The organism is Brucella sp. NBRC 113783 (assembly GCF_040372265.1).
GTDB lineage: Bacteria > Pseudomonadota > Alphaproteobacteria > Rhizobiales > Rhizobiaceae > Brucella > Brucella teleogrylli.
The window spans coordinates 155,042-181,226 of the sequence record NZ_BAABRX010000001.1 but is presented as its reverse complement, the minus strand read 5'-3'; the positions used below and the strand labels follow the sequence as shown (position 1 = coordinate 181,226).

Here is a 26,185-nt window from a genome sequence, read left to right as displayed (position 1 = left end):
ATTATTCGATCAGCAGGGCATCGTCGTCGAGCGTCTGGCCGCGCACCTTGCGGAACATCTCGATCAGGTCTTCCACGCCCAGCGTCTTGCGCCTGTCGCCGGTAACATCGAGCAGAATCTTGCCGCCATGCAGCATGATGGTGCGGTCACCATAGTCGAGCGCCTGACGCATGGAATGGGTGACCATCAGCGCCGTCAGCTTGTTTTCGGTGATGAGCGTACGGGTCAGTTCCATGACGAATTCAGCCATGCCCGGATCGAGCGCTGCGGTATGTTCGTCGAGAAGCAGAACTTCCGAACCGGCCAGCGTTGCCATGATCAGCGAAAGCGCCTGACGCTGCCCGCCGGAGAGAAGTTCCATGCGGTCCTGCATCCGGTTTTCAAGGCCGAGATTGAGGCTCGCCACGCGCTCGCGAAACCATTCGCGACGATTGGAATTCAGCGCATGGGTGAAGCCGCGCTTCTTGCCACGCGATGCGGCAAGCGCGAGGTTTTCCTCAATGGTCAGGGTGCCGCAGCTGCCAGCCAGCGGGTCCTGAAACACGCGTGCGACGAGACCGGCGCGTTCGGCGGTGGATTTGCGGGTCACATCCTTGCCACTGATCACCACCTTGCCGCCGGTCGGGATGACATCGCCCGCAAGCACACCGAGAAGGGTGGATTTGCCAGCGCCATTCGAGCCGATAACGGTGACAAAGGAACCGCGATCCATGGTCAGGTTGATTTTGTTCAGAACCTGCTTTTCCAGCGGGGTGCCGCGACCGAAGACGACATCGAGATTGGATACTTCGATCATGCGGATGCTCCCCCGCGGCGCATGCGCGGCAATATCAGGGCGAATGTAACGAGAAGCGCGGTGGCGATGTTGAGATCGGACGCCTGCAGGCCGAATGTGTTGCCGTTCGAAAGTGCAAGCTGGATGGCGATGCGGTAGATGACGGAGCCGAGCACGCAACCGATCAGGATCACCAGCAGGTTGCGCGTGCGCAGGATGGTTTCACCGATGATGACCGCTGCGAGACCAACGACGATGGTGCCAACGCCCGAGGTGACGTCCGCAAAACCGTTCGTCTGGGCGAAAAGCGACCCGCCAAGCGCGACGAGCGCGTTGGACAGCGCCATGCCGATATAGATTTGGCGATCCGTCTGTACGCCTTGCGCGCGCGCCATTTTCGGATTGGCGCCGGTCGCACGCATGGCAAGGCCCATATCGCTTTCCAGAAAGCGCCAGACGATGAAGACCGCGATGGCCACCAGCACGAAAAGAAAAGCCGGGCGAACGTAATATTCCGGGATACCGTGGCCGAAGAAGGGGCTGAGCATCGTGTCCTGATTGATGAGCGCGATATTCGGCCGACCCATCACACGCAGGTTCACCGAAAACAGCGCGATCATCGTCAGAATGGAAGCGAGCAGATTGAGAATCTTGAAGCGGACATTCAGCGTGGCGGTCACGAGACCGGCTATCGCGCCAGCAACCATGGCGATTGCGGCGGCGAGCCATGGGTTGAGGCCTGCGAGGATCAGAACGCCGGTTACAGCTGCACCGAGCGGGAATGAACCGTCTACCGTCAAGTCGGGAAAGTCGAGGACGCGAAACGCCAGATAGACGCCAATGGCGACAAACGCGAAAACGAGGCCTAATTCGACCGCACCCCAGAAGGCGATCTGACTCACAACGACATTCCTTGTACTTTGCCGCAATCGGCAAGGATGAAGCCGGTTTTCCGGCATAAGACCATCCGCAAGCCTGCGGGCATCGAGGCTTCGTGCCTCCGATTGCCCAAAAGGCTTTCACCAATCGCGACCGGTTTTGGTTTGAGTGTATCCGGCGGGCGAGGCCCGTACGGATCGTTTCCCGGCTAGATCATTTGTTCCCGTTATTATTCCAGTGGGATTACAACTCTCGTAATCCCGAGCGCAAGCCCAAACCGCGCCAAAGGCCCGCAAATGCGGCTTTATGTGCGGCTCACGCAACATTCGTGCGGTATTGCCTCACCTTGGGTATTGTTTGGAACTCCTTTGGCCTTTGTCCAAAAAGAAGAAGGGCGAGAGTTTTCACTCTCGCCCTCTTTTTCTGCGGTCTGATCGATGATCAGTCGATCTTGCTGGTAGCGCGGTCGATCACGGCCTTCGGGATTTCCACGCCCATCTTCTTGGCGGCGCCGAGATTGATGACGAGATCAGTGCCCTTTGCGATTTCAACCGAAATGTCGCCCGGCTTTTCGCCCTTCAGGATGCGTGCAACCACAGCGCCGGTCTGCTTGCCGACGTCGTAATAGTTGAAGCCGAGGGCGGCCATCGCACCACGCTTGACGGAATCCGTATCGGCGGTGAAGAGCGGCAGCTTGCTTTCCTCGGCAACACCGACAGCGCTTTCGAGGGCCGATACGATGGTGTTGTCGGTCGGCACATACATGGCATCGGCGCGGCCGACGAGAGCCTGCGCAGCGCCCTTGACTTCAGCCGACTTGGTGGCGGCGGATTCAACGATTTCGATGCCGTCAGCGGCAGCAGCTTCCTTCAGCGCAGCCAGAAGCGAGACCGAATTGGTTTCGCCGGAATTGTAGAGATAGCCGAGCTTCTTGATGTTCGGCATCACTTCCTTGATGAGCTTGATATGTTCGGCCACCGGCGACATGTCGGAGAGGCCGGTTACATTGCCGCCCGGCTTTTCCATGCTTTTGACGAGCTGTGCGCCGACCGGATCTGATACGGCGGTGAACACAACCGGTATGTCGCGCGTGGAAGAAACCACGGCCTGAGCCGAAGGGGTGGAGATCGGAACGATCACATCCGGGCCTTCGCCGACGAACTGACGTGCGATCTGTGCGGCGGTTGCCGGGTTGCCCTGTGCGGACTGATAGACGAATTTGAGATTTTCGCCTTCCTTGAAACCGGCTTCGGCCAAAGCATCCTTGACGCCGTCACGGGCAGCGTCGAGCGCCGGATGTTCGACGATGGCGGTCACGGCGACGGTAACGTCTTTTGCCTGGGCCGAAGTGGCAATGGCCGTTGCGGCCAGCAATGCCAGAAGTACAGAACGCATGAAAATCTCCCCTAATTGGTTTCTATGCTGTTGATTGCTTAATCAAGTTGATAGCCGAAATCAATCAGCACGGGAACCGGACAGATTGCATGGGGGAATGCGGGTCGCTTCATGAAGCGGCTGTCAGGCTTGTTCCACCCCATGGGTTTCCAAAAGCGACTTCATGCGTTTCACGGCAAGCTCCGGCCTGTCGAGCACATTGGCCTTGTCCGCCAGCTGAAAAATGTCGGCATAATGGACAATGCCGCGCGCCGACTGCATTCCGGCTGGCATGGTGAAATGCGTCTGGTGGCCGTTGAGCCATGCGAGAAACACGATGCCCGCCTTGTAATACTGGGTCGGCGCTTCGAAAATCTTGCGCGATAGCGGGACGGTCGGCTCTATGATGGCGCGGAAACGGGCGCTGTCGCCTTGGGCAAGCGCTGCCAATGCGCTGGAGGCCTGTGGCGCGACCGCATCGAAAATGCCGAGCAAGGCATGGCTGTGCCGGTTGCCGTCGCCTTCGATCAGCGGCGCATAGTTGAAATCATCGCCTGTGAAACAGAGCACGCCTTCCGGCAACCGGTCTCGTAATGCCAGTTCGTAACGTTCTTCGAGTAGCGAAATCTTGATGCCTTCCACCTTGTCGCGGTTGGCTTCGATGATGCCGATGACCGTATCCAGCGCATCCTCAAAATTTGAGGCTCCCCAGTAGCCTTTGAGCTGCGGATCGAACATGTCGCCCAGCCAGTGCAGCACAACTTTCTCGCGGGCATTGGAGAGAATGTGCCCATAAACCTTCGCATAGTCGTCGGACGAGCGGGCGATACGGGCAAGGGCGCGGCTTGCCATCAGGATGAAGCGCCCGCCGTGTTTCTCGATGAAACCAGCCTGTGTTTCGTAGGCCTTGATGATGTCATCAAGGCTCTTGGCATCCGCCGGATCGAGATGGTCGGTGCCAGCACCGCAGGCGAGATCGGTACCCGCTACGGTCTTGCTTTCAGCCAGCGAGCGGCGGATCAGCTCCTGCGCGCCCGCCCAGTTGAGGCCCATGCCGCGCTGCGATGTGTCCATCGCTTCGGCGATCCTGAAACCGAGACTCCAGAGATGATGCCGAAAAGCCATGGTCGCATCCCAGTCGAGCGCGGGATTGCTCCAGGGCGTCGTATCTTTTCGCGGGTCGGAGACAACATGCGCTGCCGCATAGGCGATGCGATTGAATTGCGGGGGAGCGGACGGTCTTTCGGTCGGCGTTCCGACAAGCCGATATGGAAGCAGGGTTCCACCGGCCTTCGGCAAGGTCAGCATAGTGTCGAATGCAACGCCCATCATCGTCCTCCCATGAACCTCAGTCTTGATAATTTAGAACGTTCCAAATGGCAAGGAATAAGCCTATTTCAAACAGATATAGCCCATTATTTTGAGAATTCTGCCTAAAAAGGGCCAAACAACAAGGCGATATCATGGCAATATTACGGCTAAATTTATCTAATTGACAATTTTGGAACGTTCCAATTAACTTAGCGGCAGAAGTCGAGGAAAGCCATGAACAAGAGCAGCGTTACGGTCATCGATATTGCACGCGAGGCAGGCGTGTCCAAATCGACCGTGTCGCTCGTGCTGCGTGACAGTCCGCTGGTTCACGCTGAAACGCGGGTCAAGGTACAGGCGGCAATCGAAAAGCTCGGTTATGTCTATAACCGCAGCGCCGCAAATCTGCGTCAGGCGAAGTCGAAGATCATCGGGCTGGTCGTCAATGATCTGACCAACAGTTTTTTCGCTGAACTGGCGGTGGGCATAGACCGCGTGATGCAGTCGGCGGGCTATGTGCAGTTTTTGGCCAATACCGGCGAAAGCATCGACCGCCAGCGCGAGGTGATCGCCTCTATGCGCGAACATGGCATTGCCGGGCTGATCGTTTCACCAGCACGCGGTACGGAATCAGGCGATCTGAAGCCGCTGGCGAAAAGCGGCCTGCCGGTCGAGCAGATGGTGCGCGATGTGCCGGGTTCCGGTGTTTCGTCCATTCTGTCCGACAATCGCGGCGGTGTCGCGAAGGCCGTCGAGCATCTGGTTGGTCTGGGTCACAGGAACATCGCCTTCATGGGCGGTTATGCGGATACCGCGGTGTTTTCGGAGCGTGTTTCCGGATATCGCGCTGGTCTGGAGCAGGCGGGTCTCGCCTTTGACGAAGCGCTGATCTTTAAATCGGCGCCGTCGCGGGCGGGCGGCGTGGAAGCTGTGGAGCGCATGTTGCTGCTCGGTGCAAAGCCAACGGCCACGGTGTGTTTCAATGATGCGGTGGCGTTTGGTGTTTGTGACGGCCTGCGCGCCGCGCATCTGGAACCGGGTCGCGATTTCGGCGTGGTCGGCTTTGACGATGTGATCGAAGCAAAGACGGCGGTGCCCGCATTAACAACGGTGTCGGTCGATCCGCAGGGGATGGGCGAACGGGCGGCACAGCTTCTGTTGAAGCAGATCAACTCGGAACGGGTGGAGGCGGAGGCGCAGCGTTTGGCGGTGCGTCTTGCGGTGCGCGCAAGCTGTGGTGCGCAGACCAAAAAGGAGGAAAAACACCAATGGCAAAGTGGGGCCTTATAGGCGCAAGCACGATTGCGAAGGAATGGGTGATCGGAGCCATTCGCGCGACCGGCGGCGAAGTCGTTTCGGTTTACAGCACCAATGCCGCGCGCGGCGAAACCTATGCGCGCGAAAACGGGATTGCCCGCTCGGTGACAAGCCTTGATGCGCTGCTGGCCGATCCGGAAATCGAAGCGGTCTATATCTCCACCACCAATGAACTGCATCGAGATCAGGCGATTGCCGCAGCAAAGGCCGGCAAGCACATTCTGTGCGAAAAGCCGCTGGCGCTGACCCTTGGCGACGCCCATGCCATGCTGAAAGCCGTGCGCGAGGCAGGCGTGGTGGCAGGCACCAACCATCATTTGCGCAATGCCGCCAGCCACCGCGCCATGCGCGATGCCATCGCAGAAGGCCGGATCGGCAAGGTGCTTGGGGCGCGGGTTTTCCATGCGGTTTATCTGCCGCCACATTTGCAGGGCTGGCGCATTGAACGACCAGATGCCGGTGGCGGCGTCATCCTCGATATCACCGTGCATGATGCCGACACGCTGCGTTTTGTGCTGGGCGAAAACCCGGTCGAAGCCTTGGCTTTCAGCCAGCAGGGGGGCCTCAGCGGCGCTGGGCTGGAAGACGGTGTGATGGGGGTGCTACGCTTCTCCTCCGGCGCGATTGCCCAGTTCCACGATGCTTTCACCACCAAATATGCCGAAACGGGCTTTGAAGTGCATGGCAGCGAAGGCTCGCTGGTGGCGCGCAATGTGATGACGCAAAAGCCGATGGGAACCGTCATTCTGCGTAACAAGGATGGCGAGCACGAATTGCCGCTCGACCAGAAAAATCTCTACGAAACCGCCTTGCAGGCATTCCACAACGCGATTGCGGGCAAGGGCCAGCCTTCTGCAACACTCGAAGACGGCATCTGGTCGCTCGCCACCGGGCTTGCGGTCGCGGAAGCCGCCAAGACTGGCAAGGCAACCGCCGTTCAATCTGGACTCTGAACACCATGAACAAGCATATTTCGGCTGCGAAAGCGGCTGCACTCATCCCCGACAATGCTGTCGTTTCGGTCTCCTCATCGAGCGGTCTTGGCTGTCCCGACCTGACGCTGAAAGCGATTGGCGAGCGGTTCGACGAAACCGGCCATCCCAAGAACATCACCACGCTGCATCCAATTGCGGCAGGCGATATGAGCGGCATCAAGGGCGTCGATTACATCGCCAAGCCCGGTTTGTTGAAGAAGATCATCGGAGGTTCCTATCCGTCCGGCCCGTCGAGTGCCGAACCGCCGCTGATCTGGCAGATGATCACCAATAATGAGATTCCGGCCTATAATGTCCCATCCGGCATTTTGTTCGACATGCACCGTGAAGCGGCGGCCAAGCGCCCCGGCGTGCTGACCAAGGTAGGGCTCGATACATTCGTCGATCCCAAGCGTCAGGGTACGGCGATGAATGACAAGGCTACACAAGAGCCGGTGGTGAAACATGTCAGCTTCGAAGGCGAGGACTGGCTCTATTTTCCGGCCATCATCCCGCAGGTGGCGATCATTCGCGCGACGACGGCGGATGAACGCGGCAACCTCACCTATGAGCATGAAGGCGCTTATCTCGGCGGTCTCGATCAGGCGCTGGCCGCGCGCAACAATGGCGGCATCGTCATTGCGCAGGTGAAGCGCATCGCCAAGGAAGGCACGCTGAAGCCGCATGACGTTCGCGTGCCGGGCGTTCTGGTCGATTATATCGTTGTCGATCCCGACCAGAAGCAGACCACGCAGACGCTCTACGACCCGGCGATTTCGGGCGAGATTTTCCGCCCGCTGGATACATTCCGTCTCGCCGAATTCAATATTCAAAAAGCGATTGCACGGCGTGTCGCGCAGGAATTGCAGGCGGGCAGCGCGGTCAATCTCGGCTTCGGCATTTCCGCCAATGTGCCACGCATTTTGCTGGAAGAAGGCCTGCACGGTGCCGTGACCTGGGTGATCGAGCAGGGTGCTGTCGGCGGCGTGCCGCTTCTGGACTTCGCTTTCGGCTGCGCGTCCAATGCCGATGCCTATATGCCGTCACCCTATCAGTTCACCTATTTTCAGGGTGCCGGTTTTGATGCCTCGCTGCTCTCGTTCCTTGAGATCGGGCGCGACGGTTCGGTCAATGTGTCGAAACTTTCATTCCGTCCGCATGTCACGGCGGGAGCGGGCGGCTTTGTCGACATTACCGCACGCGCCAGGAAGATCGTCTTTTCCGGCATGTTCAATGCGGGTGCGAAATTGTCGGTCGCTGACGGTAAGCTGGTGATCGAAAAAGAAGGCAAGCTCAAAAAACTGGTCAATGAGGTCGAGCATGTCACCTTCTCAGGCCCCCGCAGCGTCGCGCAGGGACAGGACATTACCTACGTCACCGAACGGGCGGTGATGAAGCTGACGCCGGAAGGTATCGTGCTCACCGAGATTGCGCCGGGTGTCGATTTGCAGGCGCATATTCTAGATCAATCCGAATTTCCGCTGATCGTTTCCGACCAGCTCAAGACCATGGATGAAGCGCTGTTCCGCGAGGAGCCAATTGGACTTGAATTGCCGCAAAAACCGGCGCGAAAGCTGGAGGCGTGACATGGCTGATCGGATAGAAATTTCGACCGAGAACCACATCGCGGTCATGACCATCAGGCGGCCCGAAAAGCTCAATGCGTTTGATATTGAGCTTTTGCAGGAACTCTCTGCCGCCTGCGACCGTGTGGAGGCCGATCGCAGCGTGCGCGTTGCGATCCTGACCGGCGAGGGAAAAGCCTTTTCAGCAGGCGGCGACATCAAGGCCTGGGGCGGCATGGAACCGCAGGAATTCGGCCATGCCTGGGTGCGCTATGGTCATCGGGTGTTCGAGCGGCTTGCGACTTTGCGTGTGCCGCTGATCGCGGCGATGAACGGCCATGCTTTGGGCGGCGGTCTGGAACTGGCAGGCGCCGCCGATATCCGCATTGTCGAAAAACAGGCGAAGATCGGTCTGCCGGAAACATCGCTGGGCATGATCCCCGGCTGGTCGGGCACGCAGCGTCTTGTACACCGCTTCGGCGCGCAGATCGTGCGGCGCATGGTGCTGGGCGGCGAGATGTTCACGGCTGAGGAAGCGCTCTCGCACGGGTTGGTCGATGCCGTTGTGGAAACGGGCGCAGCCTTGCAGGCGGCGCAGGATTATGCGGCGCGGGTGGCACAACGCGGACCGGCTGCACTGGAAATTTCCAAACTGATGCTGTCCGTCGCCAATGGCGAGGACAACGGAACCGCCGTCGAGGCGCTGGGTTCCATCCTTGTCGCCAAGACCGGCGATCTGAAGGAAGGTGTGCGCTCGTTCAGCGAAAAGCGCGAAGCAAATTTTAAAGGAGAATGGTGATGAGCGTTATTGTAAAGCCGCAACCGCTGGCCGGACTGGCCGTCCGCGAATTCTCCATGCTGATCGATGGCAAATGGGTGGGCAGCCAGAGCGGCCAGACCATTGAGCGCGTGGCCCCCGGCCATGGTGTCACGGTGAGCCGTTATCCGGCGGGTAACAAGGCCGATGTGGAGCGCGCCGTAGCAAGCGCACGCAAGGCTTTCGATGACGGGCGCTGGTCGTCTAAGACTGCTTCGCAGCGCTCGCTGGTTCTGCTGAAGGCTGCCGAGCTGATCGAGGCGCGGGCCGAAGAGCTTGCCTATCTCGATGCGATTGAAGCTGGAAAGCCGATCAGTCAGGTGCGCGGCGAGATCGCCGGTTCCGTCGATATCTGGCGCTACGCGGCAGCGCTTGCGCGTGATCTGCACGGCGAAAGCTATAACACGCTGGGCGATGGTACTTTGGGTGTCGTGCTGCGTGAGGCGATTGGTGTTGTCTCCATTATCACGCCGTGGAACTTTCCGTTCCTGATCGTCGGACAGAAGCTTCCTTTCGCGTTGGCTGCAGGCTGCACAGCGGTCGTCAAGCCGTCGGAACTCACCTCCGGCTCGACGCTGGTGCTCGGTGAAATTCTGGCCGAGGCGGGCGTGCCGGATGGCGTCGTCAACATCGTCACCGGAACGGGTGCGGATGTCGGCCAGCATATGAGCACGCATTCGGATGTGGACATGGTGTCTTTTACTGGTTCCACTGGCGTCGGCAAGCTGACCATGGCCAATGCCGCTCAGACCCTGAAAAAAGTGTCGCTGGAGCTTGGCGGCAAGAACCCGCAAATCCTGTTCCCGGATGCGGATATGGATGCCTTCATCGACGCGGCGGTGTTCGGCGCATGGTTCAATGCGGGCGAATGCTGCAATGCCGGTTCGCGGCTGATCGTGCATCGCTCGATTGTCGATGAGATTGTCGAGCGCGTCGCCGATCTGTCGAAAAAGGTCATTGTCGGCGATCCGCTCGATGTCAGCACACAGGTGGGCGCGATTATCACGCCGCAGCATCTGAGCAAGGTTGGCGCCTATGTCGATCAGGCCAGAAAGGCCGGTGCGGCGCTGGCGCATGGCGGCGAAGTTCTGGATCTCGGCCTCGGCCAATATATGGGGCCAACCATTCTGTCCGGTGTGAAGGCCGACATGGCCGTGGCGCGTGAAGAAGTGTTCGGGCCGGTTCTGTCGGTATTGTCCTTCGACAGCGTGGATGACGCAATCTCGATTGCCAATGCGGTCGATTACGGTCTTTCGGCAGGCGTGTGGAGCCGCGATTTCGATACCTGCATGACCATCGGCCGCAAGGTGCGTGCTGGCACAGTCTGGATGAACACTTTCATGGACGGCACGCCGGAACTGCCTTTCGGCGGCTATCGCCAGTCGGGTCTGGGCCGTGAGCTGGGCCGTCATGCGGTTGAGGATTATACCGAAACCAAGACGCTCAACATGCATATCGGTGCGCGGACGGCCATGTGGATGCCACAGGCAAAATAGGAGGAGACGGCTTTGGGAGGACAGCCGGATATCGTCATCATCGGATCGGGTATCGGCGGCGCGACGATGGCTGCCGGTCTTGCTGCGTCGGGTGCCGAAATTCTCATCCTTGAGGCGGGGGAGCATTTGCCGGACAGGCCGGAAAACCGTGACCCGCGCGCTATTTTCCAACAGGGCTTCTTTCGTCCGAAAGAGTTCTGGTACGAGACGAACGGTACGCCGTTCAATCCCGGCAATTATTACAATGTCGGCGGCAATTCCAAATTCTTTGGCGCGGTGCTGATCCGCTACCGCCGCGAGGATTTTGCAGAAATGGCGCATCTGGAGGGCGTCTCGCCCGCCTGGCCCTTTTCCTATGAAGAACTGGAGCCGTGGTATAGCCGCGCCGAACAGCTGTTTCAGGTGCGGGGTGAACTGGGCGGTGATCCGACCGAGCCAGATCATTCAAAGTCTTATCCCTATCCGGCGATCCGCGACGAACCAGCCATTGCCGATGTGCGGGCGCGGTTGAAGCAAGCCGGATTGCATCCGGCATCGCTGCCGCTGGGGGTCGATATCGACCGTTGGCTGGCAAAGGCCAAAACGCCGTGGGATGCGCATCCGAATAGCAATGACGGCAAGATGGATGCGGAAACCTGTCCGCTCGCGGTTGCCCTCAAGCATCCCAATGTCCGGCTCGAAACTTCCGCACGGGTGACACGGCTGGAACCCGGGCCGGATGGCAAGACCATTGCCACCGTGCATTATGTGAAGAACGGAGAGGCGCTGGTCCTGCGCCCGAAGCTGGTCATTCTGTCCGCCGGTGCGGTGCAATCGGCGGCGCTCTTGTTGAGGTCAGGACTGGCCAATCGCTCCGATCAGGTGGGGCGCAATTTCATGAACCACAATGCGAGCGCCGTAATCGCTTTCGATCCGCGCTATCGTAATGACAGCATCTACCAGAAGACCTTTGGCTTCAACGATTACTATCTGTCGGACGGGGCGGGCGGGCCGCCGCTCGGCAATGTGCAACTGCTGGGGCGCATCTCGGGTGCGATCCTCAAATCCAGTATGCCACGAGTGCCGGAATGGCTGTTGAACCGGGTTGCCGGACACACGATCGATTTCTACGCCATGAGCGAAGATCTGCCGTCGCCGGAAAGCCGCGTGACGGTGGATGGCGACCGCATTGTCCTGCATTGGGTGCGCAGCAACTGGCAAGCGCATCTGATGCTGGTGGAAAAGCTCAAATCCGCTCTGCGGGCAGCAGGTTTTCCGGTCGTGCTGTCGCGAGCCTTTGACCGGCGCACGCCGTCGCATCAATGCGGGACGGTGCGCATCGGCAACGATCCGGCGACAGCGCCGCTTGATCCCTGGTGCCGTGCCTATGATCACCTTAATCTCCACGTGGTCGATGCATCGTTCCTGCCGACATCGGCGGCGGTCAATCCGGCGCTGACCATTGCCGCGCAGGCGTTGCGCGTGGCGGACCACTTGAACCGGGAGGTTCTGGCATGAACCGTCAAAGACCTGTGGCGCTGGTAACCGGCGGACGTCGCGGCATCGGGCTTGGCATTGCCCGCGCCCTGGCGGCAAAGGGTTTTGATCTGGTGATCACCGATATTGAGGACGACGAGGCCGTCATTCACGAATTGCGCGGCATGGGCGGCAGGGTGGCTTTCTTCAAAAGCGATCTGGCTGCCGTCGAGACGCATGAGGCGACCATTGCCGCTGTGCTGAAGGAGTTTGGCAGCATCGACTGTCTCGTCAACAATGCGGGCATGGGGTCGGTCGAGCGCGGCGATTTTCTTGGGCTGAAGCCTGAAAATTTCGACACCATCATGGGGGTCAATTTGCGCGGCACAGTGTTTTTCACGCAGGCGATAGTGAAAGCCATGCTGGCGGTAACCGATGTGCGTTTTCCACGCAGCATCGTGACGATCAGTTCGGTTTCATCGGTGATGAGTTCGCCGGAAAGGCTCGATTATTGCATCAGCAAGGCGGGGCTGACCGCCTTCGTGCAAGGGCTGGCGCTGCGTCTGGCCGAGGCGCCGATTGGTGTGTTCGAAGTGCGTCCCGGCATCATTCGTACCGATATGACGGCCAAAGTCTCCGAGCGTTACGACGCGCTGATCGAAGGCGGTCTGGTGCCGATGAAGCGCTGGGGCGAAGTGGGCGATGTTGGCGCCATCGTGGCCGGGCTTGCGGACGGAAATTTCATCTTCGCCACCGGATCGGTGATCAATGCCGATGGCGGCCTTTCGATAGCGAAGCTTTAAGGGAAGTGCGCGATGAACTACGATTATATCATCGTTGGCGGCGGGCCTGCCGGTTGTGTTCTCGCCAATCGCCTCAGCGAAGATGCGTCTGTAAAAGTGCTACTGCTAGAGGCGGGCGGAAGCGACTGGAATCCGCTGTTCCATATGCCTGCGGGCTTTGCCAAAATGACCAAGGGCGTGGCGAGCTGGGGTTTTGAAACCGTTCCGCAAAAGCATATGAAAAACCGCGTGCTGCGCTATACGCAGGCCAAGGTGATCGGCGGCGGTTCCAGCATCAATGCGCAGATTTATACGCGCGGTAATGCCGCTGATTACGATCTTTGGGCCAATGAAGATGGCTGCACCGGCTGGGATTATCGCAGTGTGCTGCCCTATTTCAAACGCGCCGAGGACAATCAGCGTTTTAACGACGATTATCATTCCTATGGCGGCCCACTGGGCGTTTCCATGCCGTCCGCACCGCTGCCGATCTGCGACGCTTATATCCGCGCCGGGCAGGAACTGGGGATACCCTACAACCCGGATTTCAACGGGCGCGAACAGGCGGGCGTCGGCTTCTATCAGCTGACGCAGCGCAACCGCCGGCGGTCGTCCGCCTCGCTTGCTTATCTCGCATCGATCAAGGGACGGCGAAACCTGACGGTCAGGATCAATGCGCCAGTCCGTAACATCGTGCTGGAAAAGACGCGCGCCACAGGCGTGGCCCTGATGAGTGGCGAGGTGTTGCGCGCATCGCGGGAGGTCATCATTTCATCGGGCGCTATCGGCTCTCCAAAACTTCTGCTGCAATCGGGCATCGGTCCCGCCGATCATCTGAAACAGGTTGGCGTTGCGGTGAAACACGATCTGCCCGGCGTTGGCGAAAATATGCAGGATCATCTCGATCTGTTCGTCATCGCTGAATGCACTGGCGATCACACTTATGACGGCGTGGCAAAGCTGCACCGTACGCTTGGCGCGGGGCTGCAATATATCTTTCTGCGTTCCGGCCCTGTAGCGTCCAGCCTCTTTGAAACCGGCGGCTTCTGGTATGCTGATCCGGATGCCCGCTCACCGGATATTCAGTTTCATCTGGGGCTTGGTTCGGGCATTGAAGCTGGCGTCGAGAAGCTCAAGAATGCAGGTGTGACGCTCAATTCCGCTTATCTGCATCCGCGCTCGCGTGGAACCGTGCGGCTGGCTTCCAGCGACCCGGCTGCTGCACCGCTGATCGACCCGAATTACTGGAGCGATCCGCACGATCTGAAAATGTCGCTGGAAGGGCTGAAGATCGCACGTGAAATCATGCAACAGGCCGCATTGAAACCCTATGTCATGGCCGAGCGGCTTCCGGGACCGAAAGTGGTCACCGACGATGATCTGTACGACTATGCCTGCGCCAATGCCAAGACCGATCACCATCCGGTCGGCACGTGCAGGATGGGCACCGACGCTTCAGCCGTGGTTGATCTGGAACTGCGGGTGCACGGTCTGGAGGGGTTGCGGGTGTGCGACAGCTCGATCATGCCGCACGTGCCGTCCTGCAACACCAATGCGCCAACGATCATGGTCGGCGAAAAGGGATCGGACATTATTCGTGGACGCGATCCGCTGCCGCCGACCGTCTTCTCCTGGGAGAAGAATGACCGGCGACGAATGGCTTGATTAAACGGCGGTGCTAGAGCGGTTCCGGTTAAAATGGAATCGGGGAACCGCTCTATCTATTTGTTTTTACGCATTATCCTACGCAAAACCGCTACGCACTTTTGCTGGAAATGCTCTACGGGCAATTCATGGAAGCCTGGATGCCACCAAACTCGTATACCGATACATCCGGCGCGGAAAAGCCGACATTGCCGGTTATTTCTTGTCCCGGCTTCAATATTCCGGTGTTGAGTTTTTCCTCAACGGTATCGACTTTGGATTTGTTGGTCGGGTCATCGGCGAGAAAAAAGCATACATTTTTCAGATCGACATCCGTTGTCCCAACATTTCTCAAAGAAATGAGGACCAGGTTTTTAAAGAAAATGACACCTCCCCGGTTTGCCGTGCTTCCCTTCGAAGACTTTTCCATGATCTGTAAATCTTTCGAAGGGGGGCTGCCTGTTTCAGAAGCAAAAGCGTGTGAAGCCATGAAAGCAAAAAGAAACTGAAGTAAATAATATTTTTTCATGAAATAACTCCATGGAAAATAATAAATACTTATAGTGTTGCTTTATGTCTTTTTATTGATCTGATTTGCTGTAATTATTGCTCACTATCACTTTGGTCTGCTTCAGTGTAGCGCAAATAACCCACAATACCCGATCCCTTGCGGTTCGGCGTGTCTGACGGGTGATTGACGCCGTCATTGACCGGAATGACTTTGAAATCGAAAGGTGAGACGCCTTCCAGACATGCCGCATTCACACCGAACTGGTGTGGATTGGAGCGGCGCTGGTGATGCGTATAAATTCCGCATTTGGAGCAGAAGTAGTGCTTCGCGGTGCCGGTATTGAAAGTGTAGAGCGTCAGCGCATCTTCACCTTGCAGAATTTCCAGTCCGCCCACTTCTGCTGTTACGGCAACCGCTCCACGCATCCGGCAATAGGAGCAGGTGCAACGTCGCGCACTGTGCAGGCCATTGGACAATTTTACGCGAAAACGCACCGTTCCGCAGTGACACGCGCCCTTGGCTTCCGTGATGTCCGGATTCATTTTTCCCTCCATTCTGCTTATGGGGACGATATTTTCTTTTCTGCCAGTTTACCACCGGCGAAAACCGATTAAGTTCGGTTTCGGAAATGCTTCAGGGAGGGAGCGGCATGAGCGAATTCGCAGTCATCACAGGCGGCAGCACGGGGATCGGCAGACATCTGGTTACGGCTTTTGCCGATGCGGGCTATGCGGTGGCTTTCAGCTTCAAGGATGACGACGACGCAGCCCAGTTTCTGGTCGAGGCGATTGAAGCGGGCGGCGGTCAGGCGCTTGGGCTTGCCTGTGATGTCGGCGTTGGAGCCGAGGTCGAAGCTTTCTTCGACGAGGCGTGCAGCTGGTTTGGCGATGCGCCGGACGTGCTCGTCAACAATGCCGGTATCCAGACATGGAAATCATTGCTGGAACTCGCCGAAGACGAGTGGGACGATGTCATCCGCACCAATCTGAAAGGGTGCTTCCTCAACACGCAGGCTGCGGCCAAGCGGATGGTGGATGCCGACAAGAGCGGCGCGATCATCAATATCGGTTCGGGCTGCAACAAGCTGGCTTTCCCGAAACTTGTTTCCTACACGGCCTCCAAGGGCGGCATTGAGCAGTTCACCAAGGTTTCGGCGGTGGAACTCGGGCCGCATGGCATTCGCGTGAATTGTGTCGCTCCCGGCGCGATCCTCAATGAGCGCACGGCGCTGGAACAGCCCGATTATGCGGGCACATGGGCCAAGGTGACGCCATTGCGCCGGGTCGGCAGCGCTGAGGATCTGTCCGGTCCGGTGCTGTTCTTTGCTTCCGAGGCGGCGCGTTTCGTGACGGGCCAGACATTATGGGTCGATGGTGGCGTCTTTTCGCAGGCCAACTGGCCTTATGATAGGTGATTTTTAAGTGGTGATCCCGACTGGATTCGAACCAGTGGCCTACAGATTAGGAATCTGTCGCTCTATCCTACTGAGCTACGGGACCGACCGTTAAACCATCCGCTGTTGCCAGTGATGCCAGCATGTTCGGATATTTTCGACACATACTGGGTTTCATGGCGGTAGCCAACCCCGCAAAAAGCGGGGTAGACGGATTTTCTCAAGTTTGGAGTGACGTCAGGCGGCAAGCGCCGTCTCGGCGACGGACACGAAATAGCTGACGCCATAGGGAATAGCGTCGTCGTTGAAATCGTAGGCCGGGTGATGCAGGCCCGGCGTATCGCCATTGCCGATGAAGATATAGGCGCCGGGGCGTGCTTCCAGCATGTAGGAAAAATCTTCCGCAGCCATCATCGGCTCGACATTGGCGTTGACCTTGCCTTCACCTGCAACGCCGGTGGCGATGCGCTCGGCAAATTCCGTCTGCGCATCGTGGTTGAAGGTGACCGGATAATTGTTCTTATAGCGCACGGTAATTTCTGCGCCCGTGGCGGCGGCGATCCCGGCAGCCACTTCGCGGATACGGCGTTCGGCGAAAGCGCGGGTTTCCTTTTGCAGCGTGCGCACAGTGCCCGACAATGTCGCCTTTTCCGGGATCACATTGTAGGCCTCGCCCGCGATGAATTTCGTGACCGAAATGACGAGTGAATCCAGCGGATCGGTATTGCGTGAGACGATGCCCTGCAAGGCGATCATCAGCTGCGAACCGGCGAGGATCGGATCAATCGTGCGGTGCGGCTGTGCCGCATGGCCGCCGCGACCGCTGACGAAGAGATCGAATTCGTCGGTTGCGGCCATGATCGGTCCCTTGCACATGGCAAACTGACCCACGGGCAAACCCGGCATATTATGCACGCCATAGACTTCCGAAATGCCGTAGCGATCCATGACGCCGTCCTGGACCATGGCGAGGCCGCCCGCGCCGCCTTCTTCGGCAGGCTGGAACAGCAACGCGACCGATCCGCGGAAATTGCGGGTCTCGCTCAGATATTGTGCAGCGCCCAGCAGCATGGAAGTGTGCCCGTCATGGCCGCAGGAATGCGCCTTGCCGGGAATTTTCGATGCCCATTCGACGCCGCTGGTTTCATTGATTGGCAAAGCGTCCATGTCGGCGCGCAGGCCGATGGCCGGGCCGTCGCCGTGGCGGCCCTTGATGATGCCGACCACGCCGGAGCGTCCGACGCCGGTTTCCACATGGTCGCAGCCGAAAGCTTTCAATTTTTCCGCGACGAATTTTGCAGTGTCGTGCACGTCGTAGAGCAGTTCGGGATTCTGGTGAAGCTGGCGACGCCAACCGGCGATTTCCGCCTGTGTTTCTACGGCACGATTAAGCACTGGCATTTCGGAGAGGCTCCCGTATTGGGTCTATATAGGCATGGGTATCAGGTGTGATTTGAAGGGTACAGGATATGACGTTTCGGTGAAATCCGGCAATCCCTGTTTGCCTTTTCCTCGCCACATGGCATAGATAAGAGCAACGCAAATCCTCCTTATATGACCGAACGTGTCGTGTGTCGTCCTGATGGCGATTTGGAACCATTGAATTGAGCCGTGCAAACGGAGACCCGCAGAAGTTGCGGGCCATTATTGATTGGAACTGCGCAATGTTGTCGAAGTCGTTGAAAATCCTGGTTGCTGCCGCAGCAATGGCTGGCACGGCGATGGGAGCGGCAGTTGCCAATCCATCAATCGCCGTCGATGTGGCGACCGGCAAGGTTTATGCCCAAAAGGATGCGTTCCAGCGCTGGTATCCGGCTTCGCTCACCAAGATGATGACCGCCTATGTGGCGTTTCGCGCGCTCCAGTCCGGTCGCATGACGCTTGAATCTCCGGTGCCGATGACGGTTCGTGCCGCCAAGGAGCCGCCGAGCAAGATGGGCTACAAGCCGGGCTCGGTCATGACGCTCGATACCGCGCTGAAGATCATGCTCGTCAAATCCGCCAATGACGTCGCCGTCGCCGTGGGCGAGGCAGTCGGTGGCAGTGAAGCTGGCTTCGTACAGCTCATGAATGCGGAAGCGCAGCGTCTCGGCATGGTCGGATCGCATTTCGCCAATCCTAATGGTCTGCACGATCCGAACAATTATACGACGGCGCGCGATCTTGCGGTGCTCGCTGTGCAGCTGCGCCGTGAATTCCCGCAATATGCGCATTATTTTGCCACCGAGGCCATCGATCCAGGTGCGGGGAAGAAAATTCAGGCCAATTACAACATTCTGCTTGGCCGTTATGACGGTGCGGACGGCATGAAGACCGGTTTCGTCTGTGCGTCGGGCTTCAATCTGGCCGGGTCCGCCACGCGCAACGGTCGCACGGTGCTTGCCATCGTACTCGGCGCGGATCGTCAGGAAGCGCGCGCCGTGCAGGCTGCGCAGCTGATGACCGATGCATTTCGCGCCAGTGCGTCCGGCGGCGCAACGCTTGCGACACTGCGACCAATCGCAGGCGGCAATCTCAATGAGGCTGTCGATATGCGTAAGGCGATTTGCAGCAAGGAAGCCATGGCCGATCGTTGGGATGGACGCGATGTCGAGGGCAAGCTGAAGATCAACTCGCCCTATATTCACGCCATGGATCACGATCCGGTTGCGGTGCAGGTCGGACTTGTTTCCGAACCCGGCCCGGTCACAAAGCCGAGCCAGTTGCATATTTCGCAGGTGCCTGTGCCGATGCCGCGTCCGCAGCGTGCGGTGGGTATAAAGACGACCGCGATCAACTGATCCACCATAATATTGGGTTGATAGGGTCAACTCTGTCAGTCGTGTTCCTGAAGTGTCGCGCCCTCAAAGTGTGAAGTGTTTGCCATGCCAAATCCTATTCCCGTCTCCGTGTTGACCGGCTTTCTGGGCTCCGGCAAGACAACGCTGCTCAACCGGCTTCTGAAAGACCCGGCCCTGAGCGACACCGCCGTCATCATCAACGAATTCGGTGAGGTGGGTATCGATCATCTGCTGGTCGAGCAGGCGAGCGAAGGCGTTATCGAGCTTTCCGACGGTTGCCTCTGCTGCACGGTGCGCGGCGAGCTGGTCGATACGCTGGCTGATCTGATCGACCGCTTGCAGACCGGGCGCATCAAGGCGCTGAAGCGGGTCATCATCGAAACCACCGGTCTTGCCGACCCGGCGCCGGTGCTGCATTCGATCATGGGGCATCCGGTGCTGATGCAGGCCTTCCGTCTTGATGGCGTGCTGACGACCGTTGACGCCGTGAACGGCATGGCGACACTCGACAACCACGAGGAAGCGGTCAAGCAGGCGGCGATGGCCGACCGCATCATCCTGACCAAATCGGATCTGCCGGAAGCACAGGCGGGTTTGCCAGCGTTGAAAACACGGTTGCGGGCGCTCAATCCGGGTGCGGAAATTCTGACGGCAGGCGATCAGCGTACCGGCTTTGCGGCCTTGTTCGAATGCGGATTATATAATCCCGAGACCAAAACGGCGGATGTGCAGCGCTGGCTCAAGGCGGAAGCCTATGAGCATGATGACCATCATCATCACGACCATACGCATCATCATGATCACGGGCACGATCATGACCATGTTTGCGGCCCGAATTGCGACCACGATCATCATCATGCGCATCACCACCATCATGACGATGCCATCCGCTCGTTTTCGCTGCGGCATGATGCGCCCATTCCGCTCTCGAGTTTCGATATGTTCCTCGATCTCTTGCGCTCGACGCATGGCGAGAAGCTGCTGCGTGTCAAAGGCATCGTCCAGATCGCCGAAGACCCGGAACGTCCGGTGGTGATTCATGGCGTCCAAAAAATCTTCCATCCGCCAGCGCGCCTGCCGCAATGGCCGCAAGGTGAGAAGCAGACGCTTCTGGTGATGATCGTCAAGGATCTGCCGGAAAGCTATGTGCGGGAGCTGTTCGACGCATTTCTGGGTCGTCCAAGCCTCGACCGGCCTGATCGCGCAGCGCTGATGGAAAACCCGCTGGCAATCCCGGGCTTTTCACCGAAGCACTGAATCTTATTTTTTCCGGATCAGGAAACGCTGCACGGTTTCGCTGCGCTCATGTTCAATGAGCGCATGGCCTTCCTGCGCGCAGAAATGCGGCAGGTCGATACCGGAAAGCGGGTCGGTCGCCTCCACCCAGAGATATGCGCCGCTTGGCATTTTCTCCAGACGATGACGGGTCTTCAAAACCGGGAGGGGGCATTTCAGCCCCCTCAGGTCATAAACGGGAATGTGCGCCTCGGTAGTGGTCAGTTGCCGATGATCTTCCACCATGGCTTTTTCGCTTCCGGTGCAGCCACAGGTGCGGGCTGATCGATATTCTGTGCAACCGTGCTGCCGGTCGTCACTGGCGAAACGTCGGCAGGCATTGCGGGGCTCTGGGCGGGGTTTTGCTGCGGTGTCGGCACAGAGGCGGTGACCGGAGCGGCTACCGGAGCTGCAACGGGAGCCGTTGCGGCAATTGCGCTCGCTGGCTGCGCAAGTGCAGGCGTAGCAGGACGAATATCCGGTGCGCCAGCCTTTTCAGCCGATGATGGCGTGAGCGACGGCGGTTCTCGCGTTACCTTTTCGCCGCGGGCGCGGGCAGCGCTCCAGGCCGAAACGAGCTTGGCTTCGGTCAGGCCCTGAATCGATGGAGCAGGCGCTTTCTGCGAAGCGCTGAAGGCGCTCTGGAAGGTCTTTTCATAAGATGCGTAGGCCGTCGACATCGCGTCGGTGTTGGCCGATGGCGGGCAGGCATCCGTTGCCGAGAGTGGCTTTCCGTCTGGCGAAGCGACGTTGAACACGTAGCGCTTCTCGCAAACATCAACCTTCGGTGGAACCTTGGTCACTTCGAAGGCGTCATAGCCCTGCTTCAGCATTTTCCAGAAGCCGTAATTCGGGTCGCTCTTGTAGCGCGCCATGTTGGCATTGGTCATGCGGAACGGGAAGGCCTGAATCTGGAAGTCGCGCTGGCCGCCCTTGAAGGCGTCGCGTCCGAAGGCGTAGATTTCAGAAACGCTTTCGTCGGTCATCGAATAGCAGCCCGACGAAGAGCATGCGCCGTGCACCATCAGGTTCTGGCCCGTGCGCCCGTTGGCGCGGTCATAGGCGTTGGGAAAACCGATGTTGAAGGCGAGATAATAATTGGATTTCGGGTTCATCTGCGTCGGGTGGACGGTGTAGAAACCTTCCGGAGCCTGACGGTCACCCTCGATATATTTCGGTCCGAGCTTGCCCGACCATTTGCAGATTTCATAAGAGGCAATCTGGTCGTATTTGCCGTTATTCTTCTGCTTCCAAACTTCGAGAACGCCTTCTTCCTTGAAGATTCTGACCAGAATCGGCGAGGTGCGGGTCATGCCCTTCGCCTTCATCTTGGTGACGATCTTCTCGGGAAGCGGCTTTTCAGCGCGCAAGCTCAGGTCGGATACGGACGAGCCCTGACACCCCGCGAGAAGCGCGGTTGCCATGACGGTTCCAAGTATTGCGGTTCTGATCTTCATATCGCATCGAGTCTGTTAGAACGGTGCAAGAGACGATTTCCTGCAAGGGTGATTTTGACAACCAAACCTTACGGTATCGTTTACAAATCCTTGCCTGGATATCTAAAAATTAACGCGACGGCAATATGGCGGAAATGACGTGAAGATGCAAATCCGGGATGCGAAGAACATCCCGGATGAGAAATGCCAAAACTGGCAGGGCTTTATTAGAGATTACGGCCGATCTGGAGGAATTTCTGACGGCGTTCCTGCTTCAGCGTTTCGCCGTCGACATCCTTCATCGACCGTAACGATGCCGTGATCATGTCGCCCGCCGCATCGATGACAGCTTCCTTGCCGCGATGCGCGCCGCCCAGCGGCTCAGGAATGATACCGTCGATGACCTTGAGATCGAACAGATCCTGCGCGGTGATGCGCATGTTGGACGCGGCATCCTTGGCGCGGGTGGAATCGTGCCACAGGATCGAGGCCGCGCCTTCCGGCGAGATGACCGAATAGATCGAATGTTCGAGCATATAGACGCGGTTGGCGACGGCAATCGCGATAGCACCGCCCGAACCGCCTTCGCCGATGATGATCGAGACCACCGGCACGCGCAGACGCAGGCATTCGGCGGTGGAACGCGCAATGGCTTCCGCCTGGCCGCGTTCCTCGGCGCTGACACCCGGATAGGCGCCTGCCGTATCAACCAGCGTGATCAGCGGCAGCTGAAAACGGTCGGCCATTTCCATGATGCGGACGGCCTTGCGATAGCCTTCCGGGCGGGCCGAGCCAAAATTGTGCTTGAGGCGCGTCTTGGTGTCCGAGCCCTTTTCCTGACCGAGAATGGCGACCGGCTGTCCGTTGAAACGGGCAAAGCCAGCCTGCAGCGCTTCGTCATTGGCGAACTGGCGATCACCGGCCAGAGGCGTGAATTCCGTAAACAGCCGGTCGATATATTCCAGGCAATGCGGACGATCCGGGTGGCGGGCGATCTGCGCCTTCTGCCACGGGGTCAGCTTGCGGTAGATATCTTTCAGCGCATCGGCCGAACGCTTCTCGAGGCGGCGAATCTCGTCGCTCATCTCAACGCTGCCTTGTTCCTGCGCGAGCTTCTTCAGCTCAAGAATCTGGCCTTCGAGATCGGCGACGGGTTTTTCAAAATCGAGATAGTTGTACATCGGGCCTGACTGTTCGTGCGTTTCCAACGAGATCGCCGCAATAGCGTGCCTGAAGAAGGCTGTTTTACGGCGCCTTACATATTCACTGCGGGCTCAACTTGCAAATTTTGCTTTTCTCATAACCGGAGCAGGCTCAATCGGCAAGCGGATGATGTTCACTGACGAGCTTATGCAGTCTTTCCTCAAGCACATGCGTATAAATCTGCGTGGTCGAAATATCGGCATGGCCGAGCAATTGCTGAACCGTGCGCAAGTCAGCGCCGTTCTGCAAAAGATGGCTGGCAAAGGCGTGGCGCAGAACATGGGGTGAAATGGCGGCGGCGGAAAGATTGGCGCGGGCGGCCAACCCCTTCAATTCGCGGGCAAAAACCTGTCGCGCCAGATGCCCGCTTTCGGAGAAGGCTGGAAACAGCCACGGGTTCTCTTCGCAGGCGGGCAGGGAATCGCGCAAGGCCAAAAAGGTCTGCAACGCATCCCGCGCCTTGGTCGACAGCGGCACCATACGATCTTTCGAGCCCTTACCCCGCACCAACAAAAAACGGTGATCGGTGCGCGCAACGCGGACCGGCAGGCCCACCAGCTCCGAAACACGCAAGCCCGTGGCATAAAGCGTTTCAATCAGCGCATGAAGCCGCAGTGCCTTGATGCGCTCGCCTTGTTCTTGCGCTTCGCCTGCTTCCAGCGCCGCCCGGTCGAGAAGGCGGGTGACCTGATCGACGCTCATGATTTTTGGCAGCGGCTTTTGCTTCTTCGGCGCATCGATGACGCTGGTGGGGTCGTCCTGCCGAAAGCCTTCCGCATAGAGAAAGCGGAAGAACTGGCGCAGCGCGGACAGCCGCCGCGCCTGCGATGTCGCGGCAAAGCCTTCTGTCGCCATGCCGTCAAGCACCGAGCGAATGTGATCGGCCTCAGCTTCCGCTAGATTGATGCCGCGCTCAGCCAGTGCTTCGGCGGTCATGGTGAGGTCGCGCGCATAGGATTCGAGCGTATTGCCTGCCGCGCCCCGTTCAGCGCTCATCATTTCAAGGAAATTTTCAATCGCCAGCGATGCGCGCATCATTATTCCTGTGAAGGCGTGGTTGTTTCAATAGCTGGCGTCTCGCTTGCGGCGGTTCCAGCATTTGAAGGTGGTGGCGCAATCGGCACTGGGTTTAGTTTGGAGGCTGGAATCTCCACCCGCATTTCCTGGGTCTGCGGCTCGACGAAATTCGCAAGCGCATACATCGCAGCATAGACAATGGCTGCGATCAGGACGACGAAAGCGATGAGGCGCGTCAGCGTAGGCATCTGTCGTTTATGATGCGGCATTGCGGTGAAAGCAAGAATGTCGGTGGCGTCGCTGCAAAAAGCCGCCATTCCTCCTTTCAGATTCCATGAAAGCAATTGACGCCGCCCGGTTTTTCATGTGGAACCATCCCAAATGGATGAGGTTGATGAGCAGTATAGAAAAACAAGCCAATTCACATGAAAAGGCCGGGCTGCATGAGAAGGCGGGGCTCCACGGGCGAGCCGACGCCATCCGTGGTCTGCTCGGTACGAAGGTTCTGGTGCTGGTCGGCCTGATGGGCGCTGGCAAGTCCACCATTGGCCGCAAAATGGCTTCGATGCTCGGCCTGCCTTTCCGCGATGCCGATACGGAGATCGAAGCTGTCTCGCGCATGACGATCCCCGAACTGTTCGAAGCCTATGGCGAGGTTGAATTCCGCGACCTTGAACGCCGGGTGATCCTGCGTCTTCTCGATGACGGCCCGATGGTGCTTGCCACGGGCGGCGGCGCTTACATGAATGCCGAAACGCGCACGGCCATAGGCGCTGCGGGTGTTTCCATCTGGCTCAATGCCGATATCGATGTGTTGATGGACAGGGTTTCCCGCCGCCAGAACCGGCCGCTTCTTCGCAACAGCGATCCGCGTGCCGTCATGCAGAAACTGATGAATGAGCGCTATCCGGTTTATGCGCTTGCCGATCTGCACATGATGACGCGCGAAGAGAAGAAAGAAATCATCGCCGACGAGCTGATCGAGGTTCTCGCCCAGCATCTGGAAAAACGGCATCTGGAAAAATCGACTGGAGAATAGAATGAATGCGCCTTCGTCCGCACATGACAGTGTTACCGTGCCGGTTTCGCTGGGAGAGCGCTCTTACGATATCCTGATCGGCAAGGGCCTCGTTGACCGTGCGGGCGCGGAAGTTGCCAAGCGCCTGAAGGGCGCGCGCGTTGCCATCGTCACCGATGAAAATGTCGCCAGAGCGCATCTTGAACGGCTGCGGACAAGCTTTGGCAATGCCGGTATCGAAGCCACGCCCGTTATTGTGGCACCGGGCGAAAAATCCAAATCCTTTGCGACGCTTGAAACCGTCACCAATGCCATTTTGGCGGCCCGGCTGGAGCGCGGCGATGCGCTGGTGGCTTTCGGCGGCGGCGTGGTGGGCGATCTGTCCGGCTTCGTGGCCGGGATTGTGCGGCGCGGCATGAATTTCGTGCAGATGCCGACCTCGCTTCTCGCGCAGGTGGATTCGTCAGTTGGCGGCAAGACGGGCATCAACACTGCCTATGGCAAGAATCTCGTCGGTGTTTTCTACCAGCCGCAGCTGGTGCTGGCCGACACGGATGTTCTGGACACGCTGAGCCCGCGTGAATTCCGCGCCGGTTATGCGGAAGTTGCCAAATATGGCCTCATCGACCGCCCGGAGTTCTTCGCCTGGCTGGAGAAAAACTGGCAGGAAGTCTTTGCCGGTGGTGCGGCGCGAGCGCAAGCGATTGCCGAATCCTGCCGTTCCAAGGCCGCCGTTGTGGCGCGCGACGAGCGTGAAACCGGTGATCGTGCGCTGCTTAATCTCGGCCATACATTCGGACACGCGCTGGAGACGGCGACGGGTTATGATTCGAGCCGTCTGGTGCATGGCGAGGGTGTCGCCATCGGCATGGCGCTGGCGCATCGTTTTTCGGTCAAGATGAATCTGGCCGGTGTGGAAGCAGCGGAACGGGTCGAGGCGCATCTGAAGGCCGTTGGCTTGCCGACGTCGCTTGGCGAGGTGCCGGGCGGCCTTCCGCCTGCGGAAAAGCTGATGGACTATATCGCGCAGGACAAGAAAGTGGCGCGCGGCGCGCTCACCTTCATCCTCACCCACGGGATCGGCCAGTCTTTCATCGCCAAGGATGTGCCGCCCGCCGCCGTGCTTGAGTTTTTGAAGGAACGTCTCGCGGACGCATAATTTT

25 protein-coding genes and 1 tRNA gene are annotated in these 26,185 nt (G+C 58.5%); 13 read left to right on the top strand and 13 right to left on the bottom strand.

What is annotated here, in order from left to right:
* Position 1: 1 nt before the first annotated feature.
* The 4 genes from ABWW11_RS00840 to ABWW11_RS00825 form a co-directional block, all read right to left on the bottom strand.
* A complete protein-coding gene (locus ABWW11_RS00840) occupies positions 2-796 on the bottom strand; it encodes an ABC transporter ATP-binding protein (RefSeq protein ID WP_109370011.1) in 795 nt (264 codons plus the stop codon).
* A complete protein-coding gene (locus ABWW11_RS00835) occupies positions 793-1,677 on the bottom strand; it encodes an ABC transporter permease (protein ID WP_109370010.1) in 885 nt (294 codons plus the stop codon). Before ABWW11_RS00835 ends, ABWW11_RS00840 begins: the two co-directional genes overlap by 4 nt.
* 418 nt (positions 1,678-2,095) lie before the next feature.
* Positions 2,096-3,049 carry an ABC transporter substrate-binding protein gene (locus tag ABWW11_RS00830; RefSeq protein ID WP_109370009.1) on the bottom strand — a complete coding sequence of 318 codons (954 nt, stop codon included), beginning with the start codon at positions 3,047-3,049 and terminating at the stop codon, positions 2,096-2,098.
* 123 nt (positions 3,050-3,172) lie between these two features.
* A complete protein-coding gene (locus ABWW11_RS00825) occupies positions 3,173-4,357 on the bottom strand; it encodes a dihydrodipicolinate synthase family protein (RefSeq protein ID WP_109370008.1) in 1,185 nt (394 codons plus the stop codon).
* A gap of 216 nt (positions 4,358-4,573) precedes the next feature.
* Between ABWW11_RS00825 and ABWW11_RS00820 the strand changes: the two genes are divergently transcribed.
* The 8 genes from ABWW11_RS00820 to ABWW11_RS00785 are packed head-to-tail and all read left to right on the top strand — an operon-like array spanning position 4,574 to position 14,410.
* Entirely contained in the window at positions 4,574-5,629 is a 1,056-nt protein-coding gene (locus tag ABWW11_RS00820) for a LacI family DNA-binding transcriptional regulator (protein WP_319080875.1), read from the top strand.
* Positions 5,608-6,609 carry a Gfo/Idh/MocA family protein gene (locus ABWW11_RS00815; RefSeq protein WP_109370006.1) on the top strand — a complete coding sequence of 334 codons (1,002 nt, stop codon included), beginning with the start codon at positions 5,608-5,610 and terminating at the stop codon, positions 6,607-6,609. Before ABWW11_RS00820 ends, ABWW11_RS00815 begins: the two co-directional genes overlap by 22 nt.
* 5 nt (positions 6,610-6,614) lie before the next feature.
* Positions 6,615-8,216 carry an acyl CoA:acetate/3-ketoacid CoA transferase gene (locus ABWW11_RS00810; protein WP_109370005.1) on the top strand — a complete coding sequence of 534 codons (1,602 nt, stop codon included), beginning with the start codon at positions 6,615-6,617 and terminating at the stop codon, positions 8,214-8,216.
* A 1-nt stretch (position 8,217) separates the two neighbouring features.
* The gene (locus tag ABWW11_RS00805) at positions 8,218-8,994 is read left to right on the top strand and encodes an enoyl-CoA hydratase/isomerase family protein (protein WP_109370004.1); all 777 of its coding nucleotides are present in this window, start codon (positions 8,218-8,220) and stop codon (positions 8,992-8,994) included.
* Positions 8,988-10,508, top strand: a complete 1,521-nt coding sequence (locus ABWW11_RS00800; RefSeq protein ID WP_124915135.1) for an aldehyde dehydrogenase family protein — start codon at positions 8,988-8,990, stop codon at positions 10,506-10,508. The genes ABWW11_RS00805 and ABWW11_RS00800 overlap by 7 nt, the downstream gene beginning before the upstream one ends.
* Before the next feature lie 12 nt (positions 10,509-10,520).
* Positions 10,521-12,005 (top strand): GMC oxidoreductase, encoded by a 1,485-nt coding sequence (locus tag ABWW11_RS00795; RefSeq protein ID WP_109370002.1) that lies wholly within the window; start codon positions 10,521-10,523, stop codon positions 12,003-12,005.
* Positions 12,002-12,766, top strand: a complete 765-nt coding sequence (locus ABWW11_RS00790) for a 3-ketoacyl-ACP reductase (protein WP_109370001.1) — start codon at positions 12,002-12,004, stop codon at positions 12,764-12,766. Before ABWW11_RS00795 ends, ABWW11_RS00790 begins: the two co-directional genes overlap by 4 nt.
* 12 nt (positions 12,767-12,778) lie before the next feature.
* Entirely contained in the window at positions 12,779-14,410 is a 1,632-nt protein-coding gene (locus tag ABWW11_RS00785) for a GMC family oxidoreductase (protein WP_109370000.1), read from the top strand.
* Between the two features lie 115 nt (positions 14,411-14,525).
* Here the strand turns inward: ABWW11_RS00785 and ABWW11_RS00780 are convergent, their stop codons facing one another.
* The gene (locus tag ABWW11_RS00780; RefSeq protein WP_109369999.1) at positions 14,526-14,918 is read right to left on the bottom strand and encodes a DUF4354 family protein; all 393 of its coding nucleotides are present in this window, start codon (positions 14,916-14,918) and stop codon (positions 14,526-14,528) included.
* A 74-nt stretch (positions 14,919-14,992) separates the two neighbouring features.
* Positions 14,993-15,442: a GFA family protein gene (locus ABWW11_RS00775; protein WP_109369998.1), complete on the bottom strand. Its 450-nt coding sequence runs from the start codon at positions 15,440-15,442 to the stop codon at positions 14,993-14,995.
* A 107-nt stretch (positions 15,443-15,549) separates the two neighbouring features.
* Between ABWW11_RS00775 and ABWW11_RS00770 the strand changes: the two genes are divergently transcribed.
* Positions 15,550-16,314, top strand: coding sequence for an SDR family NAD(P)-dependent oxidoreductase (locus ABWW11_RS00770; RefSeq protein ID WP_109369997.1), 765 nt, complete (start codon positions 15,550-15,552; stop codon positions 16,312-16,314).
* A gap of 8 nt (positions 16,315-16,322) precedes the next feature.
* Here the strand turns inward: ABWW11_RS00770 and ABWW11_RS00765 are convergent.
* Together ABWW11_RS00765 and ABWW11_RS00760 are read right to left on the bottom strand one after the other, a co-directional pair.
* Positions 16,323-16,399: transfer RNA gene (locus tag ABWW11_RS00765), tRNA-Arg, on the bottom strand.
* Between the two features lie 131 nt (positions 16,400-16,530).
* The gene (locus tag ABWW11_RS00760; protein ID WP_109369996.1) at positions 16,531-17,694 is read right to left on the bottom strand and encodes a M20 aminoacylase family protein; all 1,164 of its coding nucleotides are present in this window, start codon (positions 17,692-17,694) and stop codon (positions 16,531-16,533) included.
* Between the two features lie 263 nt (positions 17,695-17,957).
* On the opposite strand from ABWW11_RS00760, the gene ABWW11_RS00755 reads away from it, so the two are divergent.
* Entirely contained in the window at positions 17,958-19,073 is a 1,116-nt protein-coding gene (locus tag ABWW11_RS00755; RefSeq protein WP_109369995.1) for a D-alanyl-D-alanine carboxypeptidase family protein, read from the top strand.
* An 84-nt stretch (positions 19,074-19,157) separates the two neighbouring features.
* Entirely contained in the window at positions 19,158-20,330 is a 1,173-nt protein-coding gene (locus ABWW11_RS00750; RefSeq protein ID WP_109369994.1) for a CobW family GTP-binding protein, read from the top strand.
* A 3-nt stretch (positions 20,331-20,333) separates the two neighbouring features.
* On the opposite strand, the gene ABWW11_RS00745 is transcribed toward ABWW11_RS00750, so the two are convergent.
* The 5 genes from ABWW11_RS00745 to ABWW11_RS00725 all read right to left on the bottom strand — a co-directional run bounded on the left by ABWW11_RS00745 (position 20,334) and on the right by ABWW11_RS00725 (position 24,252).
* A complete protein-coding gene (locus ABWW11_RS00745; protein ID WP_244597188.1) occupies positions 20,334-20,591 on the bottom strand; it encodes a sulfurtransferase TusA family protein in 258 nt (85 codons plus the stop codon).
* Positions 20,570-21,805 (bottom strand): L,D-transpeptidase family protein, encoded by a 1,236-nt coding sequence (locus ABWW11_RS00740; RefSeq protein WP_109369992.1) that lies wholly within the window; start codon positions 21,803-21,805, stop codon positions 20,570-20,572. The genes ABWW11_RS00745 and ABWW11_RS00740 overlap by 22 nt, the downstream gene beginning before the upstream one ends.
* Positions 21,806-22,011: 206 nt before the next feature.
* Positions 22,012-22,965 carry an acetyl-CoA carboxylase carboxyltransferase subunit alpha gene (locus tag ABWW11_RS00735; RefSeq protein ID WP_109369991.1) on the bottom strand — a complete coding sequence of 318 codons (954 nt, stop codon included), beginning with the start codon at positions 22,963-22,965 and terminating at the stop codon, positions 22,012-22,014.
* A gap of 133 nt (positions 22,966-23,098) precedes the next feature.
* Positions 23,099-24,022: a site-specific tyrosine recombinase XerD gene (gene xerD, locus ABWW11_RS00730; protein ID WP_109369990.1), complete on the bottom strand. Its 924-nt coding sequence runs from the start codon at positions 24,020-24,022 to the stop codon at positions 23,099-23,101.
* A 2-nt stretch (positions 24,023-24,024) separates the two neighbouring features.
* Complete coding sequence (locus ABWW11_RS00725) at positions 24,025-24,252, bottom strand: hypothetical protein (RefSeq protein WP_109370334.1); 228 nt, start codon at positions 24,250-24,252, stop codon at positions 24,025-24,027.
* Positions 24,253-24,398: 146 nt separating this feature from the next.
* Between ABWW11_RS00725 and ABWW11_RS00720 the strand changes: the two genes are divergently transcribed.
* Together ABWW11_RS00720 and aroB are read left to right on the top strand one after the other, a co-directional pair.
* On the top strand, positions 24,399-25,043 hold the full coding sequence (locus ABWW11_RS00720) for a shikimate kinase (protein WP_109370333.1): 645 nt from the start codon (positions 24,399-24,401) through the stop codon (positions 25,041-25,043).
* Position 25,044: 1 nt separating this feature from the next.
* The gene (aroB, locus tag ABWW11_RS00715) at positions 25,045-26,181 is read left to right on the top strand and encodes a 3-dehydroquinate synthase (protein ID WP_109369989.1); all 1,137 of its coding nucleotides are present in this window, start codon (positions 25,045-25,047) and stop codon (positions 26,179-26,181) included.
* The last annotated feature ends 4 nt before the right edge of the window (positions 26,182-26,185 follow it).